Origin of the sequence: Serratia sp. CY27727 (assembly GCF_052169275.1) — a bacterium.
Taxonomy (GTDB): Bacteria; Pseudomonadota; Gammaproteobacteria; order Enterobacterales; family Enterobacteriaceae; genus Serratia; species Serratia sarumanii.
In genome coordinates, this window is sequence record NZ_JBJNLB010000005.1 from 237,637 (window position 1) to 259,734 (window position 22,098).

Genomic DNA, 22,098 nt, shown 5'->3' on the forward strand with positions numbered 1-22,098 from the left:
CTGCCGCAGCGCGCGCGCAAAGCCAAGCCGAATCAATCCGAAAACGCTCCGCCCTTTCTCTCCTCCCCGAAAAAACCTCGCAGGGAGGAGGCTATTTTTCCGCCGTTTGCCACACTGGGCACTACCCTGCGAGAAAAACGCTTCCTGCCGCGCGTAAGGAGAGCCATGAAACTGTTACCCCTGCCCTTGTTGATACTGCTGTCGCCTTCGGCGCTGGCCGGCTGGACGCTGCCGGGCTTCCCGGCCTTCGACGAAACTGCCGCCGGGCTGTTCGCCAGCCAGGCCGCGCTGCCCAAAGGCCAACTGCCGCTGCGGCTGTACCAGGATAATCACTGCTGGCAGCCGGCCGAGGCGGTGAAACTTAACCAGACGCTGTCGCTGCAGCCCTGCGGCACTCATCCGCCGGTCAACTGGCGGCAGTTCCGCGCCGGCGACTATCAGGTGCGCATCGACACGCGCAGCGGCACGCCGACGCTGCAGCTCAGCCTGCACAGCGCGCCGGAAAGCGCCGCCGTTGTTGCCCGCAGCTGCCCGCGCTGGGACGGCAAGCCGGTCACGGTCGACGTCGCCTCCACCTTCGCCGAAGGCGAAACGCTGCGCGATTTCTATTCCGGCCAAACGGCGCAGGTGAGCCAGGGGAAAATCACGCTGCAGCCCGCCGCCGCCAGCGGCGGCCTGTTGCTGCTGGAATCCGCCGCCACGGCGAAACCGGCGGCGTTCAGCTGGCATAACGCCACGGTCTACTTCGTGCTGACCGATCGCTTTGAGAACGGCAATCCGGCCAACGACCACAGCTACGGGCGCCGCAGCGACGGCCTGCAGGAAATAGGCACCTTTCACGGCGGCGATCTGGCCGGCCTGACGCAAAAACTGGATTATCTGCAGCAGCTCGGCGTCAACGCCTTGTGGATCAGCTCGCCGCTGGAGCAGATCCACGGCTGGGTCGGCGGCGGCACCAAAGGCGATTTCCCGCATTACGCCTATCACGGCTATTACGCTCTCGACTGGACTCGCCTCGACGCCAACATGGGCACCGCACAGGAGCTGCGCACGCTGGTCGAGCAAGCGCATCGGCGCGGCATTCGCATTCTGTTCGACGTGGTGGTGAACCATGTCGGTTACGCCACGCTGGCGGATATGCAGACGTTTCACTTCGGCTCGCTGTATCTGCAAGGCGCGGAGGTGGAGAAAACCCTGGGGAAAAACTGGGGCGACTGGCGCCCCGGGCCAGGGCAAAACTGGCACAGTTTCAACGACTACATCAACTTCAGCGACAAGGCGGGCTGGCGCCAATGGTGGGGGAAAAACTGGATCCGCACCGACATCGGCGACTATGACTCACCGGGCTATGACGATCTGACGATGTCGCTGGCCTTCCTGCCGGACATTAAAACCGAAGCGCCCGGCGTCAGCGGCCTGCCGCTGTTCTACCGCCACAAGCCCGACACCGCCGCACGCGACATGCCCGGCGCCGCCACCCGCGATTACCTGACCGTCTGGCTCAGCCAGTGGGTGCGCGATTACGGCATCGACGGTTTCCGCGTCGATACCGCCAAGCACGTGGAAAAACCGACGCTGGCGCTGTTGAAGCAGCGCGCCACGGCGGCATTGGCGGCGTGGAAAGCGGAGCATCCGCAGCAGGCGCTGGATGGTGCGCCGTTTTGGATGACCGGCGAGGCCTGGGGCCACGGGGTGATGAAAAGCGATTATTACCAAAACGGCTTCGACGCGATGATCAACTTCGATTTCCAGGATCAGGCGTCGCAGGCGCTGGGCTGCTTCGCCGACATCGACGCCACCTACCGGCAGATGGCCGAGCGGCTGCAGGATTTCAACGTGCTGAGCTACCTCTCTTCACACGATACCCGGCTGTTTTTCGCCAGCGACGCCAAAGGCTCGCTGCCGCGCCAACGGCGGGCGGCGAACCTGCTGTTGCTGGCACCGGGCGCGGTGCAGATTTACTACGGTGATGAAAGCGGCCGCCCGCTCGGCCCCACCGGTTCCGATCCGCTGCAGGGCACCCGCTCCGACATGAACTGGCGTGAGCTGCAGGGGGAAAAAGCCCCGCTGCTGGCCCACTGGCAGCGGTTGGGTCAGTTCCGCGCTCGCCATCCGGCGATCGGCGCCGGCGTGCAAACCCCGCAACCGCACGCCGCCTATTATGCCTTCAGCCGCCGGCTCGGCGACGATAAGGTGATGGTGGTGTGGGCCGGCGAACGGTCACAATAATCCAGCGTAATATGCTACCAATCGGCCAATGAGCGAAGTTTGTGCCCATTGGCCGATTTGTCGGCCGCATTGCAGCGGGGTTTGTCTGGCGGTATGGTGGGGGATTACCTGCTAAGAAACAGTACTGCTGCACCTATGACTTTCTCACTTTTCGGCGAAAAATTTACCCGTTATGCGGGCATTACCCGTTTGATGGACGACCTGAACGAAGGCCTGCGCACCCCCGGTGCCATCATGCTCGGCGGCGGCAACCCGGCGCAGATCCCAGAGATGGAAGCCTACTTCAAACAGCTGTGCCAGGAGATGCTCGACCAGGGCAAACTGACCGAAGCGCTGTGCAACTACGACGGCCCGCAAGGCAAGGACGCGCTGCTGAAAGCGCTGGCCAATCTGCTGCGCGACGAGCTCGGCTGGGAGATTTCGCCACAGAATATTGCACTGACGAACGGCAGCCAAAGCGCATTTTTCTACTTGTTCAACCTGTTCGCCGGCCGCTACGCCGACGGTTCGCGCCGCCGCGTGCTGTTCCCGCTGGCGCCGGAATATATCGGCTATGCCGACGCCGGGCTGGACGAAGGGCTGTTCGTCTCCGCCAAACCGAACATCGAGCTGCTGCCGGACGGCCAGTTCAAATATCACGTTGATTTCGAACACCTCACCATCGGCGACGACATCGGCATGATCTGCGTTTCACGGCCGACCAACCCGACCGGCAACGTGATCACCGACGAAGAGCTGATGAAACTCGATCTGCTGGCGCAGCAGCGCGACATTCCGCTGGTGATCGACAACGCCTACGGCGTGCCGTTCCCCGGCATCATCTTCAGCGACGCCACGCCGCTGTGGAACCCGAACACCATCCTGTGCATGAGCCTGTCCAAGCTCGGCCTGCCGGGCTCGCGCTGCGGCATCGTGATCGCCGACGAGAAGGTGATCACCGCGCTGACCAACATGAACGGCATCATCAGCCTGTCGCCGGGCAGCATGGGGCCGGCGATGGCGACGGAAATGATCGCGCGCGGCGATCTGCTGCGCCTGTCGAACGAGGTGATTCGCCCGTTCTACAAACAGCGCGTCGAGCACACCATCGAGATTATCCGCCGTTACCTGTCGCCGGAGCGCTGCCTGATCCACAAACCGGAAGGGGCTATCTTCCTCTGGCTGTGGTTCAAGGATCTGCCGATCACCACCGAAGTGCTGTATCAGCGCCTGAAAAAGCGCGGCGTGCTGATGGTACCGGGCCACTACTTCTTCCCGGGGCTGGAGCACGAATGGCCGCACACCCACCAGTGCATGCGCATGAACTACGTGCCCGATCCGGAGAAAATCGAGCGCGGCGTGGCGATCCTGGCGGAAGAGATCGAACGCGCGCATCAGGAAGGCTAACGCCAGCTGATTGAAAATCGACCGATAAAGATATACGATGCATATATCGTATATCTTTTTTTGGAGGGCTAGCGATGACTCGCATCGTGATCGATTTACCTGAAGAAGACCTGCGGCAGCTCGACAATCTGAAAAATATCCGCCACGTTCCCCGGGCCGAAATCATCCGTCAGGCCGTCTCCCGTTATCTGACGGAGAACCACGTTGAAGATCCCAGCAATGCTTTCGGGCTCTGGTCCGGGGCGATGGGCGATGGCGTAGACTACGAAAATCGTCAGCGCGAGGAGTGGGAATAATGGTGGCTCAACGGGCGTTATTCGACACCAATATCCTGATCGATTATCTCAACGGCATTCCTCAAGCCAAAGACGTTCTGACCGAATACCACATCAACCCGGCTATTAGCGCCATCACCTGGATGGAAGTGATGGTGGGTGCCAAAAAACAGGGGCCGGCGCTGGAGCTGAAAACGCGCCAGTTTTTAGGGCAATTCCTGCTGCTGCCTATTACCGATGAAGTTGCCGAACGCGCCGTAGAACTGCGCCACTCACAGCATGTGAAGCTGCCGGACGCCATTGTCTGGGCCACCGCGCAGGTGGGGTTCCGGACGCTCATCTCCCGCAACCCCAAAGATTTTGGCACTGACAACGGCGTGTTAATGCCTTATCGGCTGTAGTCGGGCAGCGTTACAGCGTCCAGAACAGCACCGCCAGCAGCTGCGGCGACATGATGCGCAGGAACATCGCCAGCGGATACACGGTGGCGTAAGACAGCGCGGCGGCGCCGCTGGTAGGATGCAGACCGTTGGCGAAGGCCAGCGCCGGCGGATCGGTCATCGATCCCGCCAGCATGCCGGACAGCGTCAGGTAGTTCATCTTGCCCACCGTGCGCGCCAGAATACCGACGCTCAGCAGCGGAATGGCGGTGATCAGCGCGCCGTACCCGACCCACGTCAGCCCCTCGCCGTGCAGCAAGGTATCGATGAAGTTGCCGCCCGACTTCAATCCGACCACCGCCAGAAACAGCACGATGCCCAGTTCGCGCAGCGCCAGGTTGGCGCTCGGCGGCATAAACCAGTACAGCTTGCCAATGCTGCCGATGCGCCCCAGGATCAGCGCCGCCACCAGCGGCCCACCGGCCAGCCCCAGCCGCAATGCCGCCGGGAAGCCAGGCACGAACAGCGGAATGGAGCCGAGCAGCACCCCAAGGCCGATGCCGATAAACACCGGCAGCATCTGCACCTGCTGCAGTTTTTGTTGGGCGTTGCCGACGATTGCCGTCACCGCGTCGATGGCCTCCGGCCGGCCGACCAGGTTCAGAATGTCGCCGAACTGCAGCGTCACGTTGCTGCCGGCCACCAGCTCCACGCCGGCGCGGTTGAGGCGTGAAATTACCACGTCATACTTTTGCTTCAGGTTCAGATCGCGGATTTTCTTGCCCAGCACCTGCTCGTTGGTCACCACCGCCCTCACCACCTGCAGCGCGGTGCCGCGCGTGGACAGCGAGGCGTCCACCTCTTCGCCGATCACCAGCCGGGCATTTTCCAGATCTTCGCGTTTGCCCACCAGATGCAGGTAGTCGCCCAGCTCCAGCCGCTCGTGCGGCGCCGGCACCATCAGCAGCTCCCCGCGTTTGAGGCGCGAACAGACGATCGCTTCACCATTGAGCAGCGGCACCTGCTTGATCGCCATGCCCTGCAGATTGGGGTTGCGCACCGCCACGTTGATGGCGTGCAGTAGCTCACGCTGATTGCCCAGGCTGCTTTCAAACGCCTGCGCTTCGCGCTCGATGTTGATGCGGAAAAACAGCCGAATCAGCCACATCACCAGCAGGATGCCGCATATGCCGAACGGATAGGCCATGGCGTAACCCATCCCCATGCCGTCCACCAGCGCCGGATCGGAACCGAGATCGGTCAGGATTTGCTGACCGGCGCCCAGCGCCGGGGTGTTGGTAACCGCACCGGAGAACACGCCGAGGATGATCGGCAGCGGCACGTCGAACAGCTTGTGTACCGCCGCCGCCACGACGCCGCCGGTCAGCACCAGCAGCACCGCGAAGGCGTTGAGGCGCAGCCCGGAGACGCGCAGCGAAGAGAAGAAACCGGGGCCGACCTGAATGCCGATGGTGTACACGAACAGGATCAGGCCAAACTCCTGGATAAAGTGCAGCATGTCCCCATTCAGGCTGATTTGCCCGCTCTGGGCGAAGTGGCCGATCAGGATGCCGCCGAACAGCACGCCGCCGATGCCCAGCCCAACGCCGTACAGCTTCCAGTTCCCCATCCACAGCCCAATGACGGCCGCCAGCGCCAACATGCTGACGGTCAGGGCGATATCGCTCATAGGTCACATCCTTGCCAAAGTTGAAAAGGAATTTGCGGCCAAAGACACACAATTAACAAGGATTATGACATCGGACAAACGGGGGGACTGTGGCATGCGCCACATAACGCAGCGGGGGAGACCCGTCTGGATCTCCCCCGCATGATGATGACCGTTTTTCAGTCGGTTATTTGGCTTCCAGCTCCGGCGTCGCCCCGATGGCGATGCGCTGCGGCTGCAAGGCTTCCGGCACCTGACGCACCAGATCGATGTGCAGCAGGCCGTTTTCAAATTTGGCCTCCGACACCTGCAGATGCTCCGCCAGGGTGAAGGTCAACTGGAACTCTTTGCACACCAGGCCCTGATGCAGGTATTCGACCTGTTTTTCCGGCGGTGTGGGTTTACCGCTGACGGTCAGCCGCGGCCCTTCCACTTCGATATTCAGTTCGCTCTGCCGGAAACCGGCCAGCGCCAGAGAAATGCGGTAGTGATTGTCATCGCTTTTCTCGATGTTATACGGCGGGAACCCCTGGGGTTCCTGGCCGCCCATTGAGCTGGCCAATTTATCAAAACCAATCCACTGACGCAGAAGCGGGGATAAATCGTAATTACGCATAGGAACAACTCCTTTCATTAAGCGAGATGTGTTTATTCAGCCCCCTGACGGCAGGCTAGGTATTATTTTCCGGCAGCGTACCTGCCGGCGAAACGGAAATTTATTTAATTTCGATGCGGCGCGGTTTTAATGTTTCCGGTACGATGCGTTGCATGTCGATATACAACAGGCCATTCTCCAGTTTGGCACCTTTAATTTGAATGTGTTCGGCCAGCTGGAATTTACGCTCGAAATTACGCTCGGCGATGCCCTGATATAAATAGGTTTTTTCTGCCGGTTCGCTATTGTGCGCCCCGCGCACGATCAGCAGATTATCTTGCGTGGTGATCTCCAGCTCCTGCTCGGCAAACCCGGCTACCGCGATGGCGATGCGATAATGATTTTCGTCCACCAGCTCGACATTATAAGGCGGATAACCGCCGTTGCCCTGACTCTGGCCGGCTTCCAGCGCGTTGAACAGGCGATCGAAACCAATGGCGGAACGGTATAGCGGGGAAAGATCAAAATTACGCATAAAACAGCCTCCTAAGGCACTTCAGCGAGGTTGAAATAAATACGCCTTCCACTCTGGACAGGCTAATTAAGCCAGAATTCCCTTACGGCGAATTCTCAATTCGGCTCTGATGATAAAATGGGGGTTGATTTCATCAATTCAACAGGCGAGGATCAAAAAAAATTCGCACCGATTAGGCGAAAGTTTTTTTACCACTTACACTAAAGTGAGAGAGCCGCCACAGAGCGGGATTTTGCTTCTTTTAAAGCAGCGACAGGATGTTATAACTCAGCTTAATTTTAGGGGCACAGCAACCCTGCAGGATGGATTAATGACGACGATGAAAGCGATAGCGACGGGCTGCATGTTGTTGGCGACCAGCGGTTGCTCCAGCGTGATGAGCCATACCGGCCCGAATCAGGGTTACTATCCCGGCACCCGCGCCAGCGTGGACATGCTGAAGGACGACAACACCAGCTGGGCGATGATGCCGCTGGTGGCGCTGGATCTGCCGTTCTCTGCGGTGATGGACACCGTACTGCTGCCTTACGACTATCTGCGTTCCGGCAACGACGCCACCGCAGACTCGCCAAAAGCGCGCATCCTGCGCAGCGAGCAGCAGAATCTGGCGGCAACCGGCAATCCCGGCGAAGGCAACGACAGCGCCGCCACCCACTAATCACACACGCAGCGGGCCATCAGGCCCGCCTTACACCTCAACCACAAAGATCTGGTTGAATCCCGCTATCTCGCGCATAAACGCCACTTTCTTGCCGTCCGGTGAAAACACCACGGCGTCCCCCGACGGCGGCTGCACGCTGCGCTGCGTCAAACGCTGCAGACGGCCGCCGGCGACCTCGCACAGCATCACGCTGTTGTCACACACCAAGGCAATCGCCCCGCCCTGCGGGTGCCAGCTGAAGGCAGACTGGATATCATGCTCGCTGTGGCTCACCTGGCGCGGCTCCCCGCCGTTCGGCGACACCGTCCACAGCTGCACCACGCCGCCGTCATCCTTCATCAAAAACGCGATCTGGCTGCCGTCCGGCGAGCTGCGCAGCCAGTGGCGCGGTGCGCCGGCCACGCCCGGAAAACGACGATCGCCGGTAAAGGTCACCCGCCGCTGCCTGACGCCCTGCGGCGGCGCCGGCAGCTCGCTTTCCGTTCCCTGCAGCGGCAGAGCACCCGCCCTGGCGTAATCGGCATCGTTCTCCGGCAGATCGACGATAAACACCTCCGGCAGCTTTTCACCGGCGGCGGACAGCGTATCGCCGATGAACGCCAGCGCCCAGCGCTGCCGGCTGCCGTCGGCCTTACGATAACCTTCGCGGCCAATCCAGCCTTCTTCGTAAGCACGATTGATCTGATCGCTGCCCGGCTGCGGCTGCGGCACGGTCTCGCTGACCAGCACGCAATAGTGGCTGCCGTCATACTCGCGCGGATGCTGTTTCGGCGGATTGACCCCGTGCAGCGGCACGGCCACCCCGACGTTGCGCAGATCGCGCGCCGGATCGCACTCGTGCATGACGTGATCGTTATAGGTAAAGCTGAGGCGGCTGCCGTCCGGGCTGAAAACGTGCACATGGCTGCCGCCGCGCAGCGCGCCGGGGGTGTAGGGGGCGGTGATATCCAGCGCGTCGAGGGTGATGGCCAACTCGCGATCCGGTTCGCTGACGATCACCCCGCGGCGGTGGTGAAAATCATATTGCCAGGCGCTGTCCGGGTGCTCCGGGCCATGGATAAAGGCATAGCGCGCCGGCGCATCGGGGCTGACCGTGACCACGCCGACGTGGGCGCCGTGCTGAGCGCGATAAACCACCTCCACCGCGCCGCTGGCGACGTTGACCCGCTCGATGCTCAGACCGGTGAAAGAGGCGCCGCGCGGGCGCACGTCATAAGCCAGCCATTGGCTGTCCGGCGTCCAGACGTTGATATTGGTTAACTGATGCCCGCGAGGGTCGAAAGTCAGCTGTTTTTCCCGATGGCTCATGGCGGTTCTCCTGCGCATGCCGGCACTGAGTCGCCATCTTACCGGATCGGCGGCAGCGTTTCATATGGCGCGCTGCCGCGTGAAGCAAGGTTATTTTTTCAGGGCGTTGAATTCCGTTTTGGCCCTTTGCAACTGCGCGGCGAAGGTGGGCTCCGCGTGCAGTCGGGCGACGATGGCCGAGGCGACCAAGCGCGCGGCGGTCACGTCGCTTTGCCAGTGATAACCGCAAATCACCCGGCTCTGGCCCATCTCATAGCCGCGCTGCAGTATCGTCCCCTGCCTGGGAGGGTTAATCTCCGCCAGCACCAGCGCGGTCGCCCAACCGATGGCGGTGTGCCCGGAAGGATAAGAGCCGTTCGTCGATAGCGTGCTCTCTTCATCCGGTCGGCAAGTGGGCTCATGGTAAAAAGCGAACGGCCGAATGCGCATATAGTGATTTTTGGCGCTGCGGGTAGCCAGATCGCCGGCGTCTTCACGCATTTTCATCACCAGTTTGAACAGCTCCGGCGTATTATCCTGGGTGATTTCCGTACCGAAAGCGCCGGATAATGCGGCGGCGACGCCATCCCCCGTTACGTGTGCGTCGTGATAAGCCTGTTTGCCCCGTTCGGTATTACGCAATAATTTCCCGGCATCATATTGCGCCTTGTCATTCATAAAATCGATGCTGTCAACGGCGGGCGGCGGCGGCAATAACGCCAGGCTGTCTATTGATTGCGACTCTTGCAGAAAATAGACCTCCGGTTGGGTGGTCACATCTTTGGCGGCGAAACCAAACGGTGTCAGCGCGGCGTAGGTTAATGAGGCGAGTAATATTTTTTTCATTGTCGTTCCCTTATTAAAATAATTGAGCGGTTGCGACTTCCTTAACGCAAATAAATAAAAAATCGTGCCGCTAAACTATACGTTAATGATTATTTTTCGCCGCCAGTGCGATCACATTACGCCGTGCCCGCTTTTGCCCGGCGGCCGGGCGACGGGGTTTACAATCAATACAAAAAAGTACAAACTGGATTTTTAAGTACAAAAACTCTGGAGCCGGTATGAACCCCCTCTTCGATGCCATTGTTTCTGCCCATCAACAGCTGCGCCCTCAGGTACGGGTCACGCCATTGGAGCGCAGCGTGCTGCTTTCACAGCAGCTGGGCTGCGAGCTGTATCTGAAATGCGACCATCTGCAGCACACCGGCTCCTTTAAATTTCGCGGCGCCAGCAACAAGCTAAGGTTACTGGATAGCGAGCAACGCCGGCGCGGCGTGATCGCCGCCTCTACCGGCAACCACGGCCAGGCGGTCGCTTTGGCGGGGCAGCTGATGGGCGTTGGCGTCACGGTTTATGCGCCAGAGACGGCGGCGAGCATCAAGCTAGACACCATCCGCGCGCTGGGCGGCACCGTGGAACTAATGCCGGGCGATGCGCTGAACGCCGAACTGGCGGGGGAACAGGCCGCACGCGAACAGGGAAAAACCTATATCTCGCCGTATAACGACGAGCAGGTGATCGCCGGCCAGGGCACCTGCGGCATGGAGCTGGTTGAACAGCTCACCGGTCTGGACGCCGTGTTCGTGGCGGTCGGCGGCGGTGGCTATATCGCCGGTATCGGCACCGTTTTGCGGCAATTGTCGCCGAACACGCAGCTTATCGCCTGCTGGCCGGAAAACGCCACCAGCATGTACTGCGCGCTGGAAGCGGGCCATATCTTCCCGGTGGAAGAGCAAGACACCCTGTCCGACGGCACCGCCGGCGGCGTCGAGCCGGGCGCCGTGACCTTCCCGCTGTGCCAACAGCTGATCGACCGCAAAGTGCTGGTCAGCGAGACGGAGATCAAGCACGCGATGCGCCGGATCGCCGCCAGCGATCGGTGGATTATCGAAGGCGCGGCCGGCGTGGCGCTGGCGGCGGCGATTAAACTGGCGCCGGAATACCAGGGGAAAAAAGTGGCGGTGGTGCTGTGCGGTAAAAATATCGTGCTGGAGAAGTACCTCAAGGCCATCGCCGATGCACATCCTTAATCGGCAGCAAATCCTCGCCGCGTTCGACGCCGAGGCCATAACCGCGCTGCTGAAGCAGGGTTTTATCGCCTATTCGCAGCGGCGGGTGCAACAGCCGCCGGTGCAGCACTTCCTGTTCGAACAGGCCGCCGGCGATTGCTGCATCAAATCCGCCTGGCTGGAAGGCGAAGAGATGTTCGTGGTCAAGGTCTCCGCCGGTTTCTATCGCAACGCCGAACGCGGTTTGGCCAGCAATCAGGGGCTGGTGATGGCGTTCTCCGCCCAGACCGGCGAACCTCGGGCGCTGCTGCTGGATGAGGGCTGGCTGACCGCGCTGCGCACCGCACTGGCCGGCCGCATCGCCGCCGAACTGTGCGCGCCGCCGCATATTCAGGCGATCGGCATGGTCGGCACCGGCCTGCAGGCCCGGCTGCAGCTGCAATGTCTGAAACCGGTGACCGATTGCCGCGAAGTGTGGGTGTGGGGCCGCAACGATCAGGCGCTGGCGGCGTATCGGCGCGAAGCCGAGGCCGAAGGTTTTCGGGTGCGGGTTACGCAGGATGCGGCGGAACTGGCGGCGCACTGTCAGCTGATCGTCACTACCACGCCCAGCCGCGAACCGATTTTACAGGCGGCGGATATTCGGCCCGGCACGCACATCACCGCCGTGGGTGCCGACGCGCCCGGCAAGCAGGAGCTGGCGACCGATCTGGTGGCTCGCGCGGACGCACTGCTGGTCGATGCGCTGGCGCAGTGCGCTGACTATGGCGAGATCGCGACGGCTTATCGGCAAAATAGGCTGATTTCAACGCCAATCGTCGAAATGGGCGCCGTCTTGGCGCAGGGTGGGCGGTTGCGAACCGAGCCGCAGCACATCACCATCGCCGATCTTACCGGGCTGGCGATTCAGGATCTGCAGATCGCCAAAGGGGTGTTGGCGGCAATATAAAGGGGCGCCGCAGCGCCCCACTTGATCAGGCGTTGAGCACGAACTTCTCGATGGCGCGCGCCACGCCGTCTTCGGTATTGGCGCCGGTGACAAACTGCGCCACCGCTTTCAGCTCGGGAATGGCGTTGCCCATCGCCACGCCGACGCCGGCATACTCGATCATCGCCGTATCGTTGGCCTGATCCCCCAGCGTCATGATGTTTTCCCGCGCCACGCCGAGGTGCTCGGCCAGCATTCTCACCCCGGCGCCCTTATCGACGTTCTTATGCAGGATTTCGAGGTAGTAAGGCGCGCTTTTCAGAATGGTGTAACGCTCGCGCGTTTCCGCCGGGATGCGCGCAATCGCGTTGTCCAGCAGCGCCGGCTCGTCGATCATCATCACTTTCGGGAAACGCATCTGGCGATCCATCTCCTCCACGCTGCGGTATTTCAACGGAATACCGGTCATTTCCGCCTCGTGTATGGTGTATTTGCCGATGTCTTTGTTCGGGGTATACAGGGTGTCGAAGTCAAACGCCTGGTAGTGAACGCCGAGCTCGCGCGCCATCTGCTCGAAGTGCAGATAGTCCTCAAAACCCAGGGTTTCCTGCAGAATACAGGCGCCGTCGGCCGCGCGCAGCACCAGCGCGCCGTTGTAGGTTATGCAAAAATCGCCGGGGCCCTGAATGTCCAACTGGCGCAGATAGTCCTGCACGCCGACATAAGGCCGCCCGGTGGCCAGCACCACGTGCACCCCTTTGCGCCGCGCCGCCGCGATAGCCTGCTTTACCGCCGGCGTGATTTGGTGCTGCGGATCCAGCAACGTGCCGTCCATGTCGATCGCAATCAGTTCAATAGCCATTCAACGCTTCTCCCAGTGGTTTTTTCCCATGCTAACGCGTTTCAGCCTTGGCTGTCAGCGCCAAAAAAGGCGCAAAAAAAATCCGCGCGGGTCGCCCGGCGCGGATTTTCACAGCCATTAACGCATCAGATATCGATGTTCGCCGCTTTCAGGGCGTTTTCTTCGATAAAGGCGCGGCGCGGTTCAACCGCATCGCCCATCAGCGTGGTGAACAGCTGATCGGCAGCGATGGCGTCCTTGACGGTCACGCGCAGCATGCGGCGGCTTTCCGGATCCATGGTGGTTTCCCACAGCTGCTCCGGGTTCATCTCGCCCAGGCCTTTATAGCGCTGCACCGACAGGCCGCGGCGCGACTCTTTCACCAGCCACTCCAGCGCCTGCTCGAAGCTGTCTACCGGCTGACGACGTTCGCCACGCTCGATGAACGCACCGTCTTCGATCAGCCCGCGCAGCTTCTCGCCCAGCTGGCAGATCTTGCGGTATTCGCCGCCGTGGATGAAGTCGAAGTCCAGCTTATAGTCGGTATCCACGCCGTGGGTGCGGATGCGCAGCGCCGGTTCGAACATCTGGCGTTCGCGGTTCTCGAAGATCACGAAGTCATAGCTGCTGCCGTGCTGCTCTTTGTCGTTCAGCGCCTGCACCAGCGAAGCGATCCAGGTTTTCACCTTGGCTTCATCGCTGAGATCGCCTTCGTTCAGCGTCGGCTGATAGATCAGGTTGTTCAGTAGCGCGCGCGGATAGCGGCGCTCCATGCGGCCGATCAGCTTCTGCACGGCATAGTGTTCTGCCACCAGTTTTTCCAGCTGCTCGCCGCCGAGCGCCGGTGCGCTGGCATTGGTATGCAGCGTAGCGCCGTCCATCGCGATGGCGATCTGATACTGATCCATCGCCTCGTCATCTTTGATGTACTGCTCCTGCTTGCCTTTCTTCACCTTGTACAGCGGCGGCTGCGCGATAAACACGTGGCCACGCTCGATGATTTCCGGCATCTGGCGGTAGAAGAAGGTCAACAGCAGCGTACGGATGTGCGAACCGTCGACGTCGGCATCGGTCATGATGATGATGCTGTGGTAACGCAGCTTGTCCGGGCTGTACTCGTCGCGGCCGATGCCGCAACCCAGCGCGGTGATCAGCGTCGCCACTTCCTGCGAGGAGAGCATTTTGTCGAAACGCGCTTTCTCGACGTTGAGGATTTTCCCCTTCAGCGGCAAGATAGCCTGGTTCTTGCGGTTGCGCCCCTGCTTGGCAGAGCCGCCCGCGGAGTCCCCTTCCACCAGGTACAGTTCGGACAGCGCCGGATCGCGTTCCTGGCAGTCCGCCAGTTTGCCCGGCAGGCCGGCCAGATCCAGCGCGCCTTTGCGGCGGGTCATCTCACGCGCTTTACGCGCCGCTTCGCGCGCGCGCGCCGCGTCGATGATTTTGCCGACCACGATTTTCGCGTCGCCCGGATTCTCCATCAGGTAATCCACCAGCTTCTCGTTCATCAGCGTTTCAACCGCGGTTTTCACCTCGGAAGAGACCAGCTTGTCCTTGGTCTGAGAAGAGAACTTGGGATCCGGCACCTTCACCGACACCACGGCGATCAGACCTTCACGCGCGTCATCGCCGGTGGCGCTGACCTTGGCCTTCTTGCTGTAGCCTTCCTTCTCCATGTAGCTGTTCAGCGTACGGGTCATCGCGGTACGGAAACCGACCAGGTGCGTGCCGCCGTCGCGCTGCGGAATGTTGTTGGTGAAGCAGTAGATGTTTTCCTGGAAACCGTCGTTCCACTGCAGCGCCACTTCCACGCCGATGTCGTCTTTCACGGTCGAGAAGTAGAACACGTTCGGGTGGATCGGGGTTTTGTTCTTGTTCAGGTACTCGACAAACGCCTTGATGCCGCCTTCGTAATGGAAGTGGTCTTCACGGTCGGTGCGCTTGTCCTTCAGGCGGATAGACACGCCGGAGTTGAGGAAGGACAGCTCGCGCAGACGCTTGGCCAGAATGTCGTACTCGAAATCGGTCACATTGGTGAAGGTCTGGTGGCTCGGCCAGAAGCGCACCATGGTGCCCGTCTGTTCGGTTTCGCCCACCACGGTCAGCGGCGCCTGCGGCTCGCCGTGGCTGTAAGTCTGTTCGTGCACTTTGCCTTCGCGGCGGATCACCAGCTCCAGTTTCTCCGACAGGGCGTTAACCACCGAGACGCCCACGCCGTGCAGGCCGCCGGAAACCTTATAGGAGTTGTCGTCGAATTTACCGCCGGCGTGCAGCACGGTCATGATGACCTCTGCGGCTGAAACCCCTTCTTCCGGGTGAATGCCGGTCGGAATGCCGCGGCCGTCATCCTGTACCGATACCGAGTTGTCGGCATGGATGGTGACCTGAATGTCACTACAGTGGCCCGCGAGCGCTTCGTCGATAGCGTTGTCCACAACCTCGAATACCATGTGGTGCAGACCGGTGCCGTCATCGGTATCGCCGATATACATGCCCGGGCGCTTGCGCACCGCATCCAGCCCTTTTAATACCTTGATACTTGAGGAGTCATAAGAATTCGACATCAACGTTTCTCGCTCATTTTAGTCCTGTGGTTGAACCTCTATTTTACCCTGTTCCACGCGGAACATCTTGCCCTTTTCACCGGCCATGTCGGTCACTTGTTCAGCGCTCACCGCGCTGACAAAAACCTGGGCCTGGGTGGCTTTCAGGCGATCGGCCAGCAACCGGCGACGGCCGGTGTCCAGCTCGGAGGCAAAATCATCAATCAGATACAGGCAACGCCGCCCGCTCTGCCGGGTGAGAAACTCACCCTGCGCCAAGCGCAACGCGCACATCAGCAGTTTAAGCTGACCGCGCGATAACAAATCCTCTACCGGCGTGCCGTCGGCACGAATGCGAAAGTCCGCTTTATGCGGCCCCACCGCGGTATAGGTCAATGCCCTGTCTCGCTCAAACTGGCGCTCCAGCAGCTCGCCGTAGTCGCTCTCTTTGTCCCAGCCGCGCTGGAAGGAGAAGCTCAGGGCGAATTCAGGCAGAAACTGCGCGCAGGTCGCGGTAATATCCGCGGCGATCGCGTCGCTGTATTCCGCCCGCCATTCGCTGATGCGCTCCGCGAGCGGGATCAGTTCCTGATCCCAGGCGCGGATCTGCGCATAGCGACTCACCTGGCGCAGCGCGGCATTGCGCTGCTTCAGTAACCGTTTCAGGTTGCTCCAGGCGGTGAAAAAACCGGGTTCGTTATGAAAACAGCCCCAGTCCAGGAAGGCGCGCCGGAATTTCGGCCCGCCGTTCAGCAGGGTAAAACCTTCGGGGGTGATCAGTTGCATGGGCAGCAGCTGCGCCAGCTCGGCCACCTTGTGGCCATCGCTGCCATCGATGCGTACTTTGCTGTCACCCTGACGGCTCTTGCTCAATCCTACCGACAGCTCGCGCTCCGCGCCTTCGATGCGGCCGTGCAGCACGAACTCCGGCTGGTCGTGGCGGATCACCCGACCGGCCTGCAGGCTGCGAAAGGCGCGGCCGTGGCCGAGCGTATACACCGCTTCCAGCACGCTGGTCTTGCCGCTGCCGTTGGCGCCGACCAGGAAGTTGAATCCCGGCGCCAGCGCCAAATCCGCCGCCTCGATATTGCGGAAGTCTTTAATCAATAAACGCGTCAGAGCCATGCAATCTCTTTACCGATGACGGTGCTGTAATTCAAGGTAACGAGACTACAACCGCATTGGCATGACAACGTAGGCCGCCGCCTGGCTGGCGCCGTCTTCGATCTGCACGCTGGAGACCGAATCGGTCAACAGCAGGCGCACGTCTTCACACTTGAGCGCGTTCAACACGTCCAGCACGTAGCTGACGTTGAAGCCGATCTCCATCTCCGCGCCGTCGTAGCTGACGTCGAGGATCTCTTCCGCCTCTTCCTGCTCCGGGTTGTTGGCGGTGATCTTCAGCTGGTTCTGGCTGACGTACAGCCGCACGCCGCGGAATTTCTCGTTCGAGAGAATGGCCGCGCGGGCAAACGCCTGCTTGAGCAGATCGCAGCCGGCTTCCAGCGTTTTATCCGGGTTCTTCGGCAAGACGCGGCGATAGTCCGGGAAACGGCCGTCAACCAGCTTGGAGGTGAAGATGAAATCGCCGACGTGGGCGCGAATGTTGTTGCTGCCGATCTGCAGCTGCAGCAGCGAATCGCCGCCGTCCAGCAGACGCACCAGCTCCATCACCCCTTTACGCGGCACGATCACCGAATGGGACGGCAGCTGTTGGCCGATCGGCATCGAGCACACCGCCAGGCGGTGGCCGTCGGTCGCGACGGTGCGCAGCTCTTCGCCTTCGGTTTCAAACAGCATGCCGTTCAGGTAGTAACGCACGTCCTGATGGGCCATCGAGAACTGGGTGGCTTCGATCAGGCGCTTCAGCGTCGCCTGCGGCAAGGTGAACTCCACCTCGCTCTGCCAGTCGTCCAGGTTCGGGAAGTCCGCCGCCGGCAGCGTGGACAGCGAGAAGCGGCTGCGGCCGGACCGCACCAGCATGCGCTCGCTCTCCAGCGTGACGGCGATCTCCGCCCCTTCCGGCAGGCCGCGGCAGATATCAAAGAATTTGCGCGCGGGCACGGTGGTCGCGCCCGGCTCGTGCGGTTGGGACAGGGTGACGCGCGCCACCATCTCCATCTCCAGATCGGTGCCGGTCAGCAGCAGGGAGCCTTCCGTCACCTGCAGCAGCAGGTTGCCCAGGATCGGCAAGGTCGGGCGGCCGCCCAGCGGGCTGCTTACCTGTTGCAGCGGTTTTAGCAGATGCTCACGTTCAACGATAAATTTCATAGCGCTATGAAGATAATGTTCTGATTAAATTGGAGAAATCTTCTTTGATGTCGTGACTTTCCTCACGCAGCTGCTCGATCTTCCGGCAGGCGTGCAACACCGTGGTATGGTCGCGGCCACCAAACGCATCGCCGATTTCCGGCAGGCTGTGGTTGGTGAGTTCCTTCGCCAGCGCCATCGCCATCTGGCGCGGGCGGGCAACGGATCGCGAACGCCGCTTGGACAGCAAATCCGCGACTTTAATCTTGTAATACTCCGCCACCGTCTTTTGAATATTGTCGATGGTGACCAGCTTTTCCTGCAGCGCCAGCAGATCGCGCAGCGCTTCGCGCACGAAATCGATGGTGATGGACCGGCCGGTAAAGTTGGCGTTGGCGATCACGCGGTTCAGCGCCCCTTCGAGCTCACGCACGTTGGAACGCAGGCGCTTGGCGATGAAGAACGCCACTTCGCCCGGCAGGCGGATGTCGTTTTCGTCGGCCTTTTTCATCAGGATCGCCACGCGGGTTTCCAGCTCCGGCGGCTCGATCGCCACCGTCAGCCCCCAGCCGAAGCGCGACTTCAGACGATCTTCCACCCCGTTGATCTCTTTAGGGTAGCGATCCGAGGTCAGGATGATCTGCTGATTGCCTTCCAACAGAGCGTTAAAGGTATGGAAGAACTCTTCCTGCGAACGCTCCTTGTTGGCGAAGAATTGGATGTCATCGATCAGCAAGGCGTCGACCGAACGGTAGTAACGCTTAAACTCTTCGATGGCGTTGTTCTGCAACGCTTTGACCATGTCCTGCACGAAGCGTTCCGAGTGCATGTAGACCACTTTGGCGTTGGCCTTGCGCGCCATGATGCCGTTGCCGACCGCGTGCAGCAGGTGGGTTTTACCCAGGCCGGTGCCGCCATACAGGAACAGCGGGTTATAGGCGCCGCCCGGGTTGTCCGCCACCTGACGAGCCGCCGCGCGCGCCAATTGGTTGGACTTACCCTCGACGAAGTTGTCAAAGGTGTGTTTGGGGTTGACGTTGGAGCGGTAAGAGAGCTCGGGTTGCGCCGCCGCGTTGTCCCAGCTCGGGCGCAAAGGCGCGGCCGTGCGCGCCGCGGGGGCCGCAGGGGCGCTGCTGACGCTGGCGGTCACGGTCTGGCTGATCACCTGCGCGATCGGCTTGCTGCCGACCTCAAAACGCAGCAAAGGCGCGTCCGTGCCGCAGAAATCATTCAGCAGACCATTGATGTTGTTTAAGTACTTATCGCGAACCCAATCCAGCACAAAGCGGTTAGGCGCATACAGCGCCAAGGTGTTGTCACTCAGTTCCGCCTGCAATGGGCGTATCCACATACTAAATTCTGTGGCAGGTAACTCATCCTGCAATCGGGCAAGACACTGCTGCCAAAGCGAAAGTGACACGGCGGACTCCACTCGAACAAGATCAATAAAGAAAAGAAACGGGCAACTTTTTTATAACTCATGATTTTTGACACATACCCGGCATCGGCGATTTGCCTGTGGGGGATGCGAACCGCCTTTCACGGTTTGTGTCCCTCACGATCCCGGCATGAGGGATCGCGATCGGAATGACGGATCATAGCGCAATCCGCGCAAGAGATCCTCCCCTTCCTCACAGATTAGATCCATTTTATCCACAGGCCGCGGCCGGCGGCGATCTTTTCACCGTCGGCGCCGGATGACCGCGCAGATCCCGGCCGCTGCGCCGCATTTTTTACATTGTCAACCGGTTATACCCTGTTATCCACGCCGGATCCTGCGATCGCGCGCAAAGGATCTCTCGGGGATCCTTGCGATTTCACCCCGAGTCCGTATAATCTTCGCCCTACGTGTGATACCTGGTTCCTTATGGTGCGTCATTAGCCAGACAGGATTCTGCGGTGACCACGGGCCAAGACCGGATTTTGTTCCGTTATTGGCAGACAACCAGGTAGGCTGGCGCGATGCGAATTGACTCAGGACTGTACAATTATTACAATCCCGCTTCTTTATGTATTGCGATTGAGGCGTCGGTCATCTTCACGCCGAGTAGCCAAACGCGTTTACTGATCAGTAATTATTTTAAGTTTAGGTAGAAATCGCTATGAAACGCACTTTCCAACCGTCCGTATTGAAGCGCAACCGTAGCCACGGTTTCCGTGCTCGTATGGCCACCAAAAATGGTCGTCAAGTTCTGGCCCGCCGTCGTGCGAAAGGCCGTGCTCGTCTGACTGTTTCTAAGTAATAAAGCTAACCCGCTGAGTGGTTAAGCTCGCTTTTCCCAGGGAGTTACGTTTGTTAACTCCCACTCATTTCACTTTCGTCTTCCAGCAGCCACAACGGGCTGGCACGCCGCAAATTACCATCCTCGGCCGCCTGAACCAGCTGGGGCATCCCCGCATCGGTCTTACCGTCGCCAAAAAACACGTCAAACGCGCGCACGAGCGTAATCGGATCAAACGCCTAACCCGCGAAAGCTTCCGCCTGCGCCAGCACGAATTACCGGCGATGGATTTTGTCGTGGTGGCCAAAAAGGGGATAGCGGATTTGGATAACCGCGCGCTGACGGAAGCTTTGGATAAATTATGGCGTCGCCACTGTCGCCAGGCTCCCGCATCCTGATCGGGCTGGTGCGGGCCTATCAGCTCGTCATCAGTCCGCTGCTAGGGCCTCGTTGTCGCTTCCAGCCGACATGCTCTCATTACGCAATTGAGGCATTAAGCAGGTTTGGCATGATAAAAGGCAGTTGGTTAGCATTGAAACGCGTATTAAAATGCCACCCTTTGAACCCAGGTGGCGATGATCCGGTGCCGCCAAAAACCGACGATAACAGAGAACACTAACGATGGATTCGCAACGCAATCTTCTCCTCATCGCTCTGCTGTTCGTGTCTTTCATGATCTGGCAGGCATGGCAAACGGACAACGCTCCGCAGCCGGCCGCACAGACCACGCAACAGACTTCGAACGCAGTAGCCGGTGATGCCGCCAGCCAGGCCGTGCCAGCCAGTGGTCAGGGTAAGCTGATTACCGTGAACACCGACGTGCTGTCACTGACCATCAACACCCGTGGTGGCGATATCGAGCAGGCTAAACTGTTGGCCTACCCGGATACTCTGGGTTCATCGACTCCGTTCCAACTGCTGGAAACCACTCCGTCGTTCGTCTATCAGGCGCAAAGCGGCCTGACCGGTAAAAACGGCCCGGACAACCCGGCCAACGGCGAACGCCCGCTGTATCAGGCGGCGCAAGACAGCTACACCCTGCCGGAAGGCCAGGACGAGCTGCGCATCCCGCTGACCTACACCGATAAAGACGGCGCAGTCTACACCAAGACCTTCGTGCTCAAACGCAACCACTATGCGGTCGGCGTGGATTACAGCATCGACAACAAAGGCGCGACGCCGCTGGAGCTGACCCTGTTCGGCCAGCTGAAGCAAACCACCGAATTGCCTAAACACCGCGACACCGGCAGCAGCAACTTCGCGCTGCACACCTTCCGCGGCGCGGCGTACTCGTCCAGCGAGGACAAGTACCAAAAATACGCGTTCGACAAAGACGAAAACCTGAGCGTCACCACCAAAGACGGTTGGGTCGCCATGCTGCAACAGTACTTCGCTACCGCGTGGGTGCCGGCGACCAAGGGTGACAACACCTTCTACACCGCCAAACCGGGCGACAACCTGTCCACCATCGGCTTCAAATCTACGCCGGTCGTGGTGCAGCCGGGCGCTCAGCAGCAGCTGAACGCGACCCTGTGGGTCGGCCCGGAGCTGCAGGACCAGATGGCCCAGCTGGCGCCGCACCTGGATCTGACCGTGGATTACGGCTGGCTGTGGTTCATCTCCCAGCCGCTGTTCAAACTGCTGAAGTTCATCCACGGCTTTATCGGTAACTGGGGCTTCTCCATCATCATCATCACCTTCATCGTGCGCGGCATCATGTACCCGCTGACCAAGGCGCAGTACACCTCGATGGCGAAAATGCGCATGCTGCAGCCGAAGCTGCAGGCGATGCGCGAGCGCATCGGCGATGACAAGCAGCGCATGAGCCAAGAGATGATGGCGCTGTACAAAGCGGAGAAAGTGAACCCGCTCGGCGGCTGCCTGCCGCTGATCATTCAGATGCCGATCTTCCTGGCGCTGTACTATATGCTGATGGGTTCGGTCGAGCTGCGCCACGCGCCGTTCGCCCTGTGGATCCATGACCTGTCGGCGCAAGACCCGTACTACATCCTGCCAATCCTGATGGGCGTGACGATGTTCTTCATTCAGAAGATGTCGCCGACCACCGTGACTGACCCGATGCAGCAGAAAATCATGACCTTCATGCCGGTGATCTTCACAGTGTTCTTCCTGTGGTTCCCGTCCGGTCTGGTGCTGTACTACATCGTCAGTAACCTGGTGACCATCCTGCAGCAGCAGCTGATTTACCGTGGTCTGGAAAAACGCGGTCTGCACAGCCGCGACAAGAAAAAAAGCTAAGCGTATTGTAGGGGTTCGGCGCGCCGACC

Annotated in this window: 21 protein-coding genes; 11 read left to right on the top strand and 10 right to left on the bottom strand. The window is 60.2% G+C overall.

Going from position 1 to position 22,098, the window contains the following annotated elements:
• Positions 1 to 165 precede the first annotated feature (165 nt).
• The 4 genes from ACJ8HB_RS15185 to ACJ8HB_RS15200 all read left to right on the top strand — a co-directional run bounded on the left by ACJ8HB_RS15185 (position 166) and on the right by ACJ8HB_RS15200 (position 4,291).
• A complete protein-coding gene (locus ACJ8HB_RS15185; protein ID WP_047569940.1) occupies positions 166 to 2,229 on the top strand; it encodes an alpha-amylase in 2,064 nt (687 codons plus the stop codon).
• A 135-nt stretch (positions 2,230 to 2,364) separates the two neighbouring features.
• Positions 2,365 to 3,615: a valine--pyruvate transaminase gene (locus tag ACJ8HB_RS15190; RefSeq protein ID WP_033645138.1), complete on the top strand. Its 1,251-nt coding sequence runs from the start codon at positions 2,365 to 2,367 to the stop codon at positions 3,613 to 3,615.
• A gap of 74 nt (positions 3,616 to 3,689) precedes the next feature.
• Positions 3,690 to 3,911 (top strand): ribbon-helix-helix domain-containing protein, encoded by a 222-nt coding sequence (locus ACJ8HB_RS15195; protein WP_004933932.1) that lies wholly within the window; start codon positions 3,690 to 3,692, stop codon positions 3,909 to 3,911.
• Positions 3,911 to 4,291, top strand: a complete 381-nt coding sequence (locus ACJ8HB_RS15200; protein ID WP_033649548.1) for a type II toxin-antitoxin system VapC family toxin — start codon at positions 3,911 to 3,913, stop codon at positions 4,289 to 4,291. Before ACJ8HB_RS15195 ends, ACJ8HB_RS15200 begins: the two co-directional genes overlap by 1 nt.
• 10 nt (positions 4,292 to 4,301) lie before the next feature.
• On the opposite strand, the gene ACJ8HB_RS15205 is transcribed toward ACJ8HB_RS15200, so the two are convergent.
• From ACJ8HB_RS15205 to ibpA, 3 genes are all read right to left on the bottom strand, one after another.
• Entirely contained in the window at positions 4,302 to 5,960 is a 1,659-nt protein-coding gene (locus ACJ8HB_RS15205; protein WP_047569941.1) for a putative transporter, read from the bottom strand.
• A 166-nt stretch (positions 5,961 to 6,126) separates the two neighbouring features.
• Positions 6,127 to 6,555 (bottom strand): small heat shock chaperone IbpB, encoded by a 429-nt coding sequence (ibpB, locus tag ACJ8HB_RS15210; protein WP_004933922.1) that lies wholly within the window; start codon positions 6,553 to 6,555, stop codon positions 6,127 to 6,129.
• A gap of 100 nt (positions 6,556 to 6,655) precedes the next feature.
• The gene (ibpA, locus tag ACJ8HB_RS15215; RefSeq protein ID WP_047569943.1) at positions 6,656 to 7,069 is read right to left on the bottom strand and encodes a small heat shock chaperone IbpA; all 414 of its coding nucleotides are present in this window, start codon (positions 7,067 to 7,069) and stop codon (positions 6,656 to 6,658) included.
• 310 nt (positions 7,070 to 7,379) lie between these two features.
• Between ibpA and ACJ8HB_RS15220 the strand changes: the two genes are divergently transcribed.
• A complete protein-coding gene (locus tag ACJ8HB_RS15220; protein ID WP_033636538.1) occupies positions 7,380 to 7,727 on the top strand; it encodes a YceK/YidQ family lipoprotein in 348 nt (115 codons plus the stop codon).
• Between the two features lie 30 nt (positions 7,728 to 7,757).
• Here ACJ8HB_RS15220 and ACJ8HB_RS15225 read toward each other — a convergent pair whose 3' ends face one another.
• Complete coding sequence (locus ACJ8HB_RS15225) at positions 7,758 to 9,038, bottom strand: DUF3748 domain-containing protein (protein WP_047569945.1); 1,281 nt, start codon at positions 9,036 to 9,038, stop codon at positions 7,758 to 7,760.
• Between the two features lie 90 nt (positions 9,039 to 9,128).
• Positions 9,129 to 9,863 (bottom strand): acid phosphatase, encoded by a 735-nt coding sequence (locus ACJ8HB_RS15230; RefSeq protein ID WP_033636536.1) that lies wholly within the window; start codon positions 9,861 to 9,863, stop codon positions 9,129 to 9,131.
• Positions 9,864 to 10,081: 218 nt separating this feature from the next.
• Between ACJ8HB_RS15230 and ACJ8HB_RS15235 the strand changes: the two genes are divergently transcribed.
• Together ACJ8HB_RS15235 and ACJ8HB_RS15240 are read left to right on the top strand one after the other, a co-directional pair.
• Entirely contained in the window at positions 10,082 to 11,050 is a 969-nt protein-coding gene (locus ACJ8HB_RS15235) for a threonine/serine dehydratase (protein ID WP_047569947.1), read from the top strand.
• Positions 11,037 to 11,978, top strand: coding sequence for an ornithine cyclodeaminase family protein (locus ACJ8HB_RS15240; RefSeq protein WP_047569949.1), 942 nt, complete (start codon positions 11,037 to 11,039; stop codon positions 11,976 to 11,978). The genes ACJ8HB_RS15235 and ACJ8HB_RS15240 overlap by 14 nt, the downstream gene beginning before the upstream one ends.
• Positions 11,979 to 12,003: 25 nt before the next feature.
• Here ACJ8HB_RS15240 and yidA read toward each other — a convergent pair whose 3' ends face one another.
• The 5 genes from yidA to dnaA form a co-directional block, all read right to left on the bottom strand.
• Positions 12,004 to 12,819 carry a sugar-phosphatase gene (gene yidA / locus ACJ8HB_RS15245; RefSeq protein WP_033649554.1) on the bottom strand — a complete coding sequence of 272 codons (816 nt, stop codon included), beginning with the start codon at positions 12,817 to 12,819 and terminating at the stop codon, positions 12,004 to 12,006.
• Positions 12,820 to 12,944: 125 nt separating this feature from the next.
• Positions 12,945 to 15,359, bottom strand: coding sequence for a DNA topoisomerase (ATP-hydrolyzing) subunit B (gene gyrB / locus ACJ8HB_RS15250; RefSeq protein ID WP_047569951.1), 2,415 nt, complete (start codon positions 15,357 to 15,359; stop codon positions 12,945 to 12,947).
• 18 nt (positions 15,360 to 15,377) lie between these two features.
• Positions 15,378 to 16,463 (bottom strand): DNA replication/repair protein RecF, encoded by a 1,086-nt coding sequence (recF, locus tag ACJ8HB_RS15255; protein WP_004933895.1) that lies wholly within the window; start codon positions 16,461 to 16,463, stop codon positions 15,378 to 15,380.
• Between the two features lie 45 nt (positions 16,464 to 16,508).
• The gene (gene dnaN, locus ACJ8HB_RS15260) at positions 16,509 to 17,609 is read right to left on the bottom strand and encodes a DNA polymerase III subunit beta (RefSeq protein WP_047569952.1); all 1,101 of its coding nucleotides are present in this window, start codon (positions 17,607 to 17,609) and stop codon (positions 16,509 to 16,511) included.
• A gap of 4 nt (positions 17,610 to 17,613) precedes the next feature.
• Positions 17,614 to 19,008: a chromosomal replication initiator protein DnaA gene (gene dnaA / locus ACJ8HB_RS15265; protein ID WP_072021599.1), complete on the bottom strand. Its 1,395-nt coding sequence runs from the start codon at positions 19,006 to 19,008 to the stop codon at positions 17,614 to 17,616.
• A 682-nt stretch (positions 19,009 to 19,690) separates the two neighbouring features.
• Between dnaA and rpmH the strand changes: the two genes are divergently transcribed.
• From rpmH to yidC, 4 genes are read left to right on the top strand one after another with little or no spacing between them, the layout of a single operon-like run.
• Entirely contained in the window at positions 19,691 to 19,831 is a 141-nt protein-coding gene (rpmH, locus tag ACJ8HB_RS15270; protein ID WP_000831330.1) for a 50S ribosomal protein L34, read from the top strand.
• A gap of 17 nt (positions 19,832 to 19,848) precedes the next feature.
• Positions 19,849 to 20,208 (top strand): ribonuclease P protein component, encoded by a 360-nt coding sequence (gene rnpA, locus ACJ8HB_RS15275; protein ID WP_004933883.1) that lies wholly within the window; start codon positions 19,849 to 19,851, stop codon positions 20,206 to 20,208.
• Positions 20,172 to 20,429 (top strand): membrane protein insertion efficiency factor YidD, encoded by a 258-nt coding sequence (gene yidD, locus ACJ8HB_RS15280; RefSeq protein ID WP_004933881.1) that lies wholly within the window; start codon positions 20,172 to 20,174, stop codon positions 20,427 to 20,429. The genes rnpA and yidD overlap by 37 nt, the downstream gene beginning before the upstream one ends.
• A 2-nt stretch (positions 20,430 to 20,431) precedes the next feature.
• Complete coding sequence (gene yidC, locus ACJ8HB_RS15285; RefSeq protein ID WP_016929601.1) at positions 20,432 to 22,069, top strand: membrane protein insertase YidC; 1,638 nt, start codon at positions 20,432 to 20,434, stop codon at positions 22,067 to 22,069.
• Positions 22,070 to 22,098: the final 29 nt, after the last annotated feature.

Coding starts and splice junctions, on each gene's coding strand:
- ibpB (WP_004933922.1), bottom strand. CDS start 6,555: ATGCGTAATTACGATTTATCCCCGCTTCTGCGTCAGTGGATTGGTTTT.
- recF (WP_004933895.1), bottom strand. CDS start 16,463: ATGGCTCTGACGCGTTTATTGATTAAAGACTTCCGCAATATCGAGGCG.
- ACJ8HB_RS15240 (WP_047569949.1), top strand. CDS start 11,037: ATGCACATCCTTAATCGGCAGCAAATCCTCGCCGCGTTCGACGCCGAG.
- rpmH (WP_000831330.1), top strand. CDS start 19,691: ATGAAACGCACTTTCCAACCGTCCGTATTGAAGCGCAACCGTAGCCAC.
- ACJ8HB_RS15185 (WP_047569940.1), top strand. CDS start 166: ATGAAACTGTTACCCCTGCCCTTGTTGATACTGCTGTCGCCTTCGGCG.
- ACJ8HB_RS15200 (WP_033649548.1), top strand. CDS start 3,911: ATGGTGGCTCAACGGGCGTTATTCGACACCAATATCCTGATCGATTAT.
- ibpA (WP_047569943.1), bottom strand. CDS start 7,069: ATGCGTAATTTTGATCTTTCCCCGCTATACCGTTCCGCCATTGGTTTC.
- yidA (WP_033649554.1), bottom strand. CDS start 12,819: ATGGCTATTGAACTGATTGCGATCGACATGGACGGCACGTTGCTGGAT.
- ACJ8HB_RS15225 (WP_047569945.1), bottom strand. CDS start 9,038: ATGAGCCATCGGGAAAAACAGCTGACTTTCGACCCTCGCGGGCATCAG.
- yidC (WP_016929601.1), top strand. CDS start 20,432: ATGGATTCGCAACGCAATCTTCTCCTCATCGCTCTGCTGTTCGTGTCT.
- ACJ8HB_RS15190 (WP_033645138.1), top strand. CDS start 2,365: ATGACTTTCTCACTTTTCGGCGAAAAATTTACCCGTTATGCGGGCATT.
- dnaN (WP_047569952.1), bottom strand. CDS start 17,609: ATGAAATTTATCGTTGAACGTGAGCATCTGCTAAAACCGCTGCAACAG.
- ACJ8HB_RS15205 (WP_047569941.1), bottom strand. CDS start 5,960: ATGAGCGATATCGCCCTGACCGTCAGCATGTTGGCGCTGGCGGCCGTC.
- gyrB (WP_047569951.1), bottom strand. CDS start 15,359: ATGTCGAATTCTTATGACTCCTCAAGTATCAAGGTATTAAAAGGGCTG.
- yidD (WP_004933881.1), top strand. CDS start 20,172: ATGGCGTCGCCACTGTCGCCAGGCTCCCGCATCCTGATCGGGCTGGTG.
- ACJ8HB_RS15220 (WP_033636538.1), top strand. CDS start 7,380: ATGACGACGATGAAAGCGATAGCGACGGGCTGCATGTTGTTGGCGACC.
- ACJ8HB_RS15195 (WP_004933932.1), top strand. CDS start 3,690: ATGACTCGCATCGTGATCGATTTACCTGAAGAAGACCTGCGGCAGCTC.
- ACJ8HB_RS15230 (WP_033636536.1), bottom strand. CDS start 9,863: ATGAAAAAAATATTACTCGCCTCATTAACCTACGCCGCGCTGACACCG.
- ACJ8HB_RS15235 (WP_047569947.1), top strand. CDS start 10,082: ATGAACCCCCTCTTCGATGCCATTGTTTCTGCCCATCAACAGCTGCGC.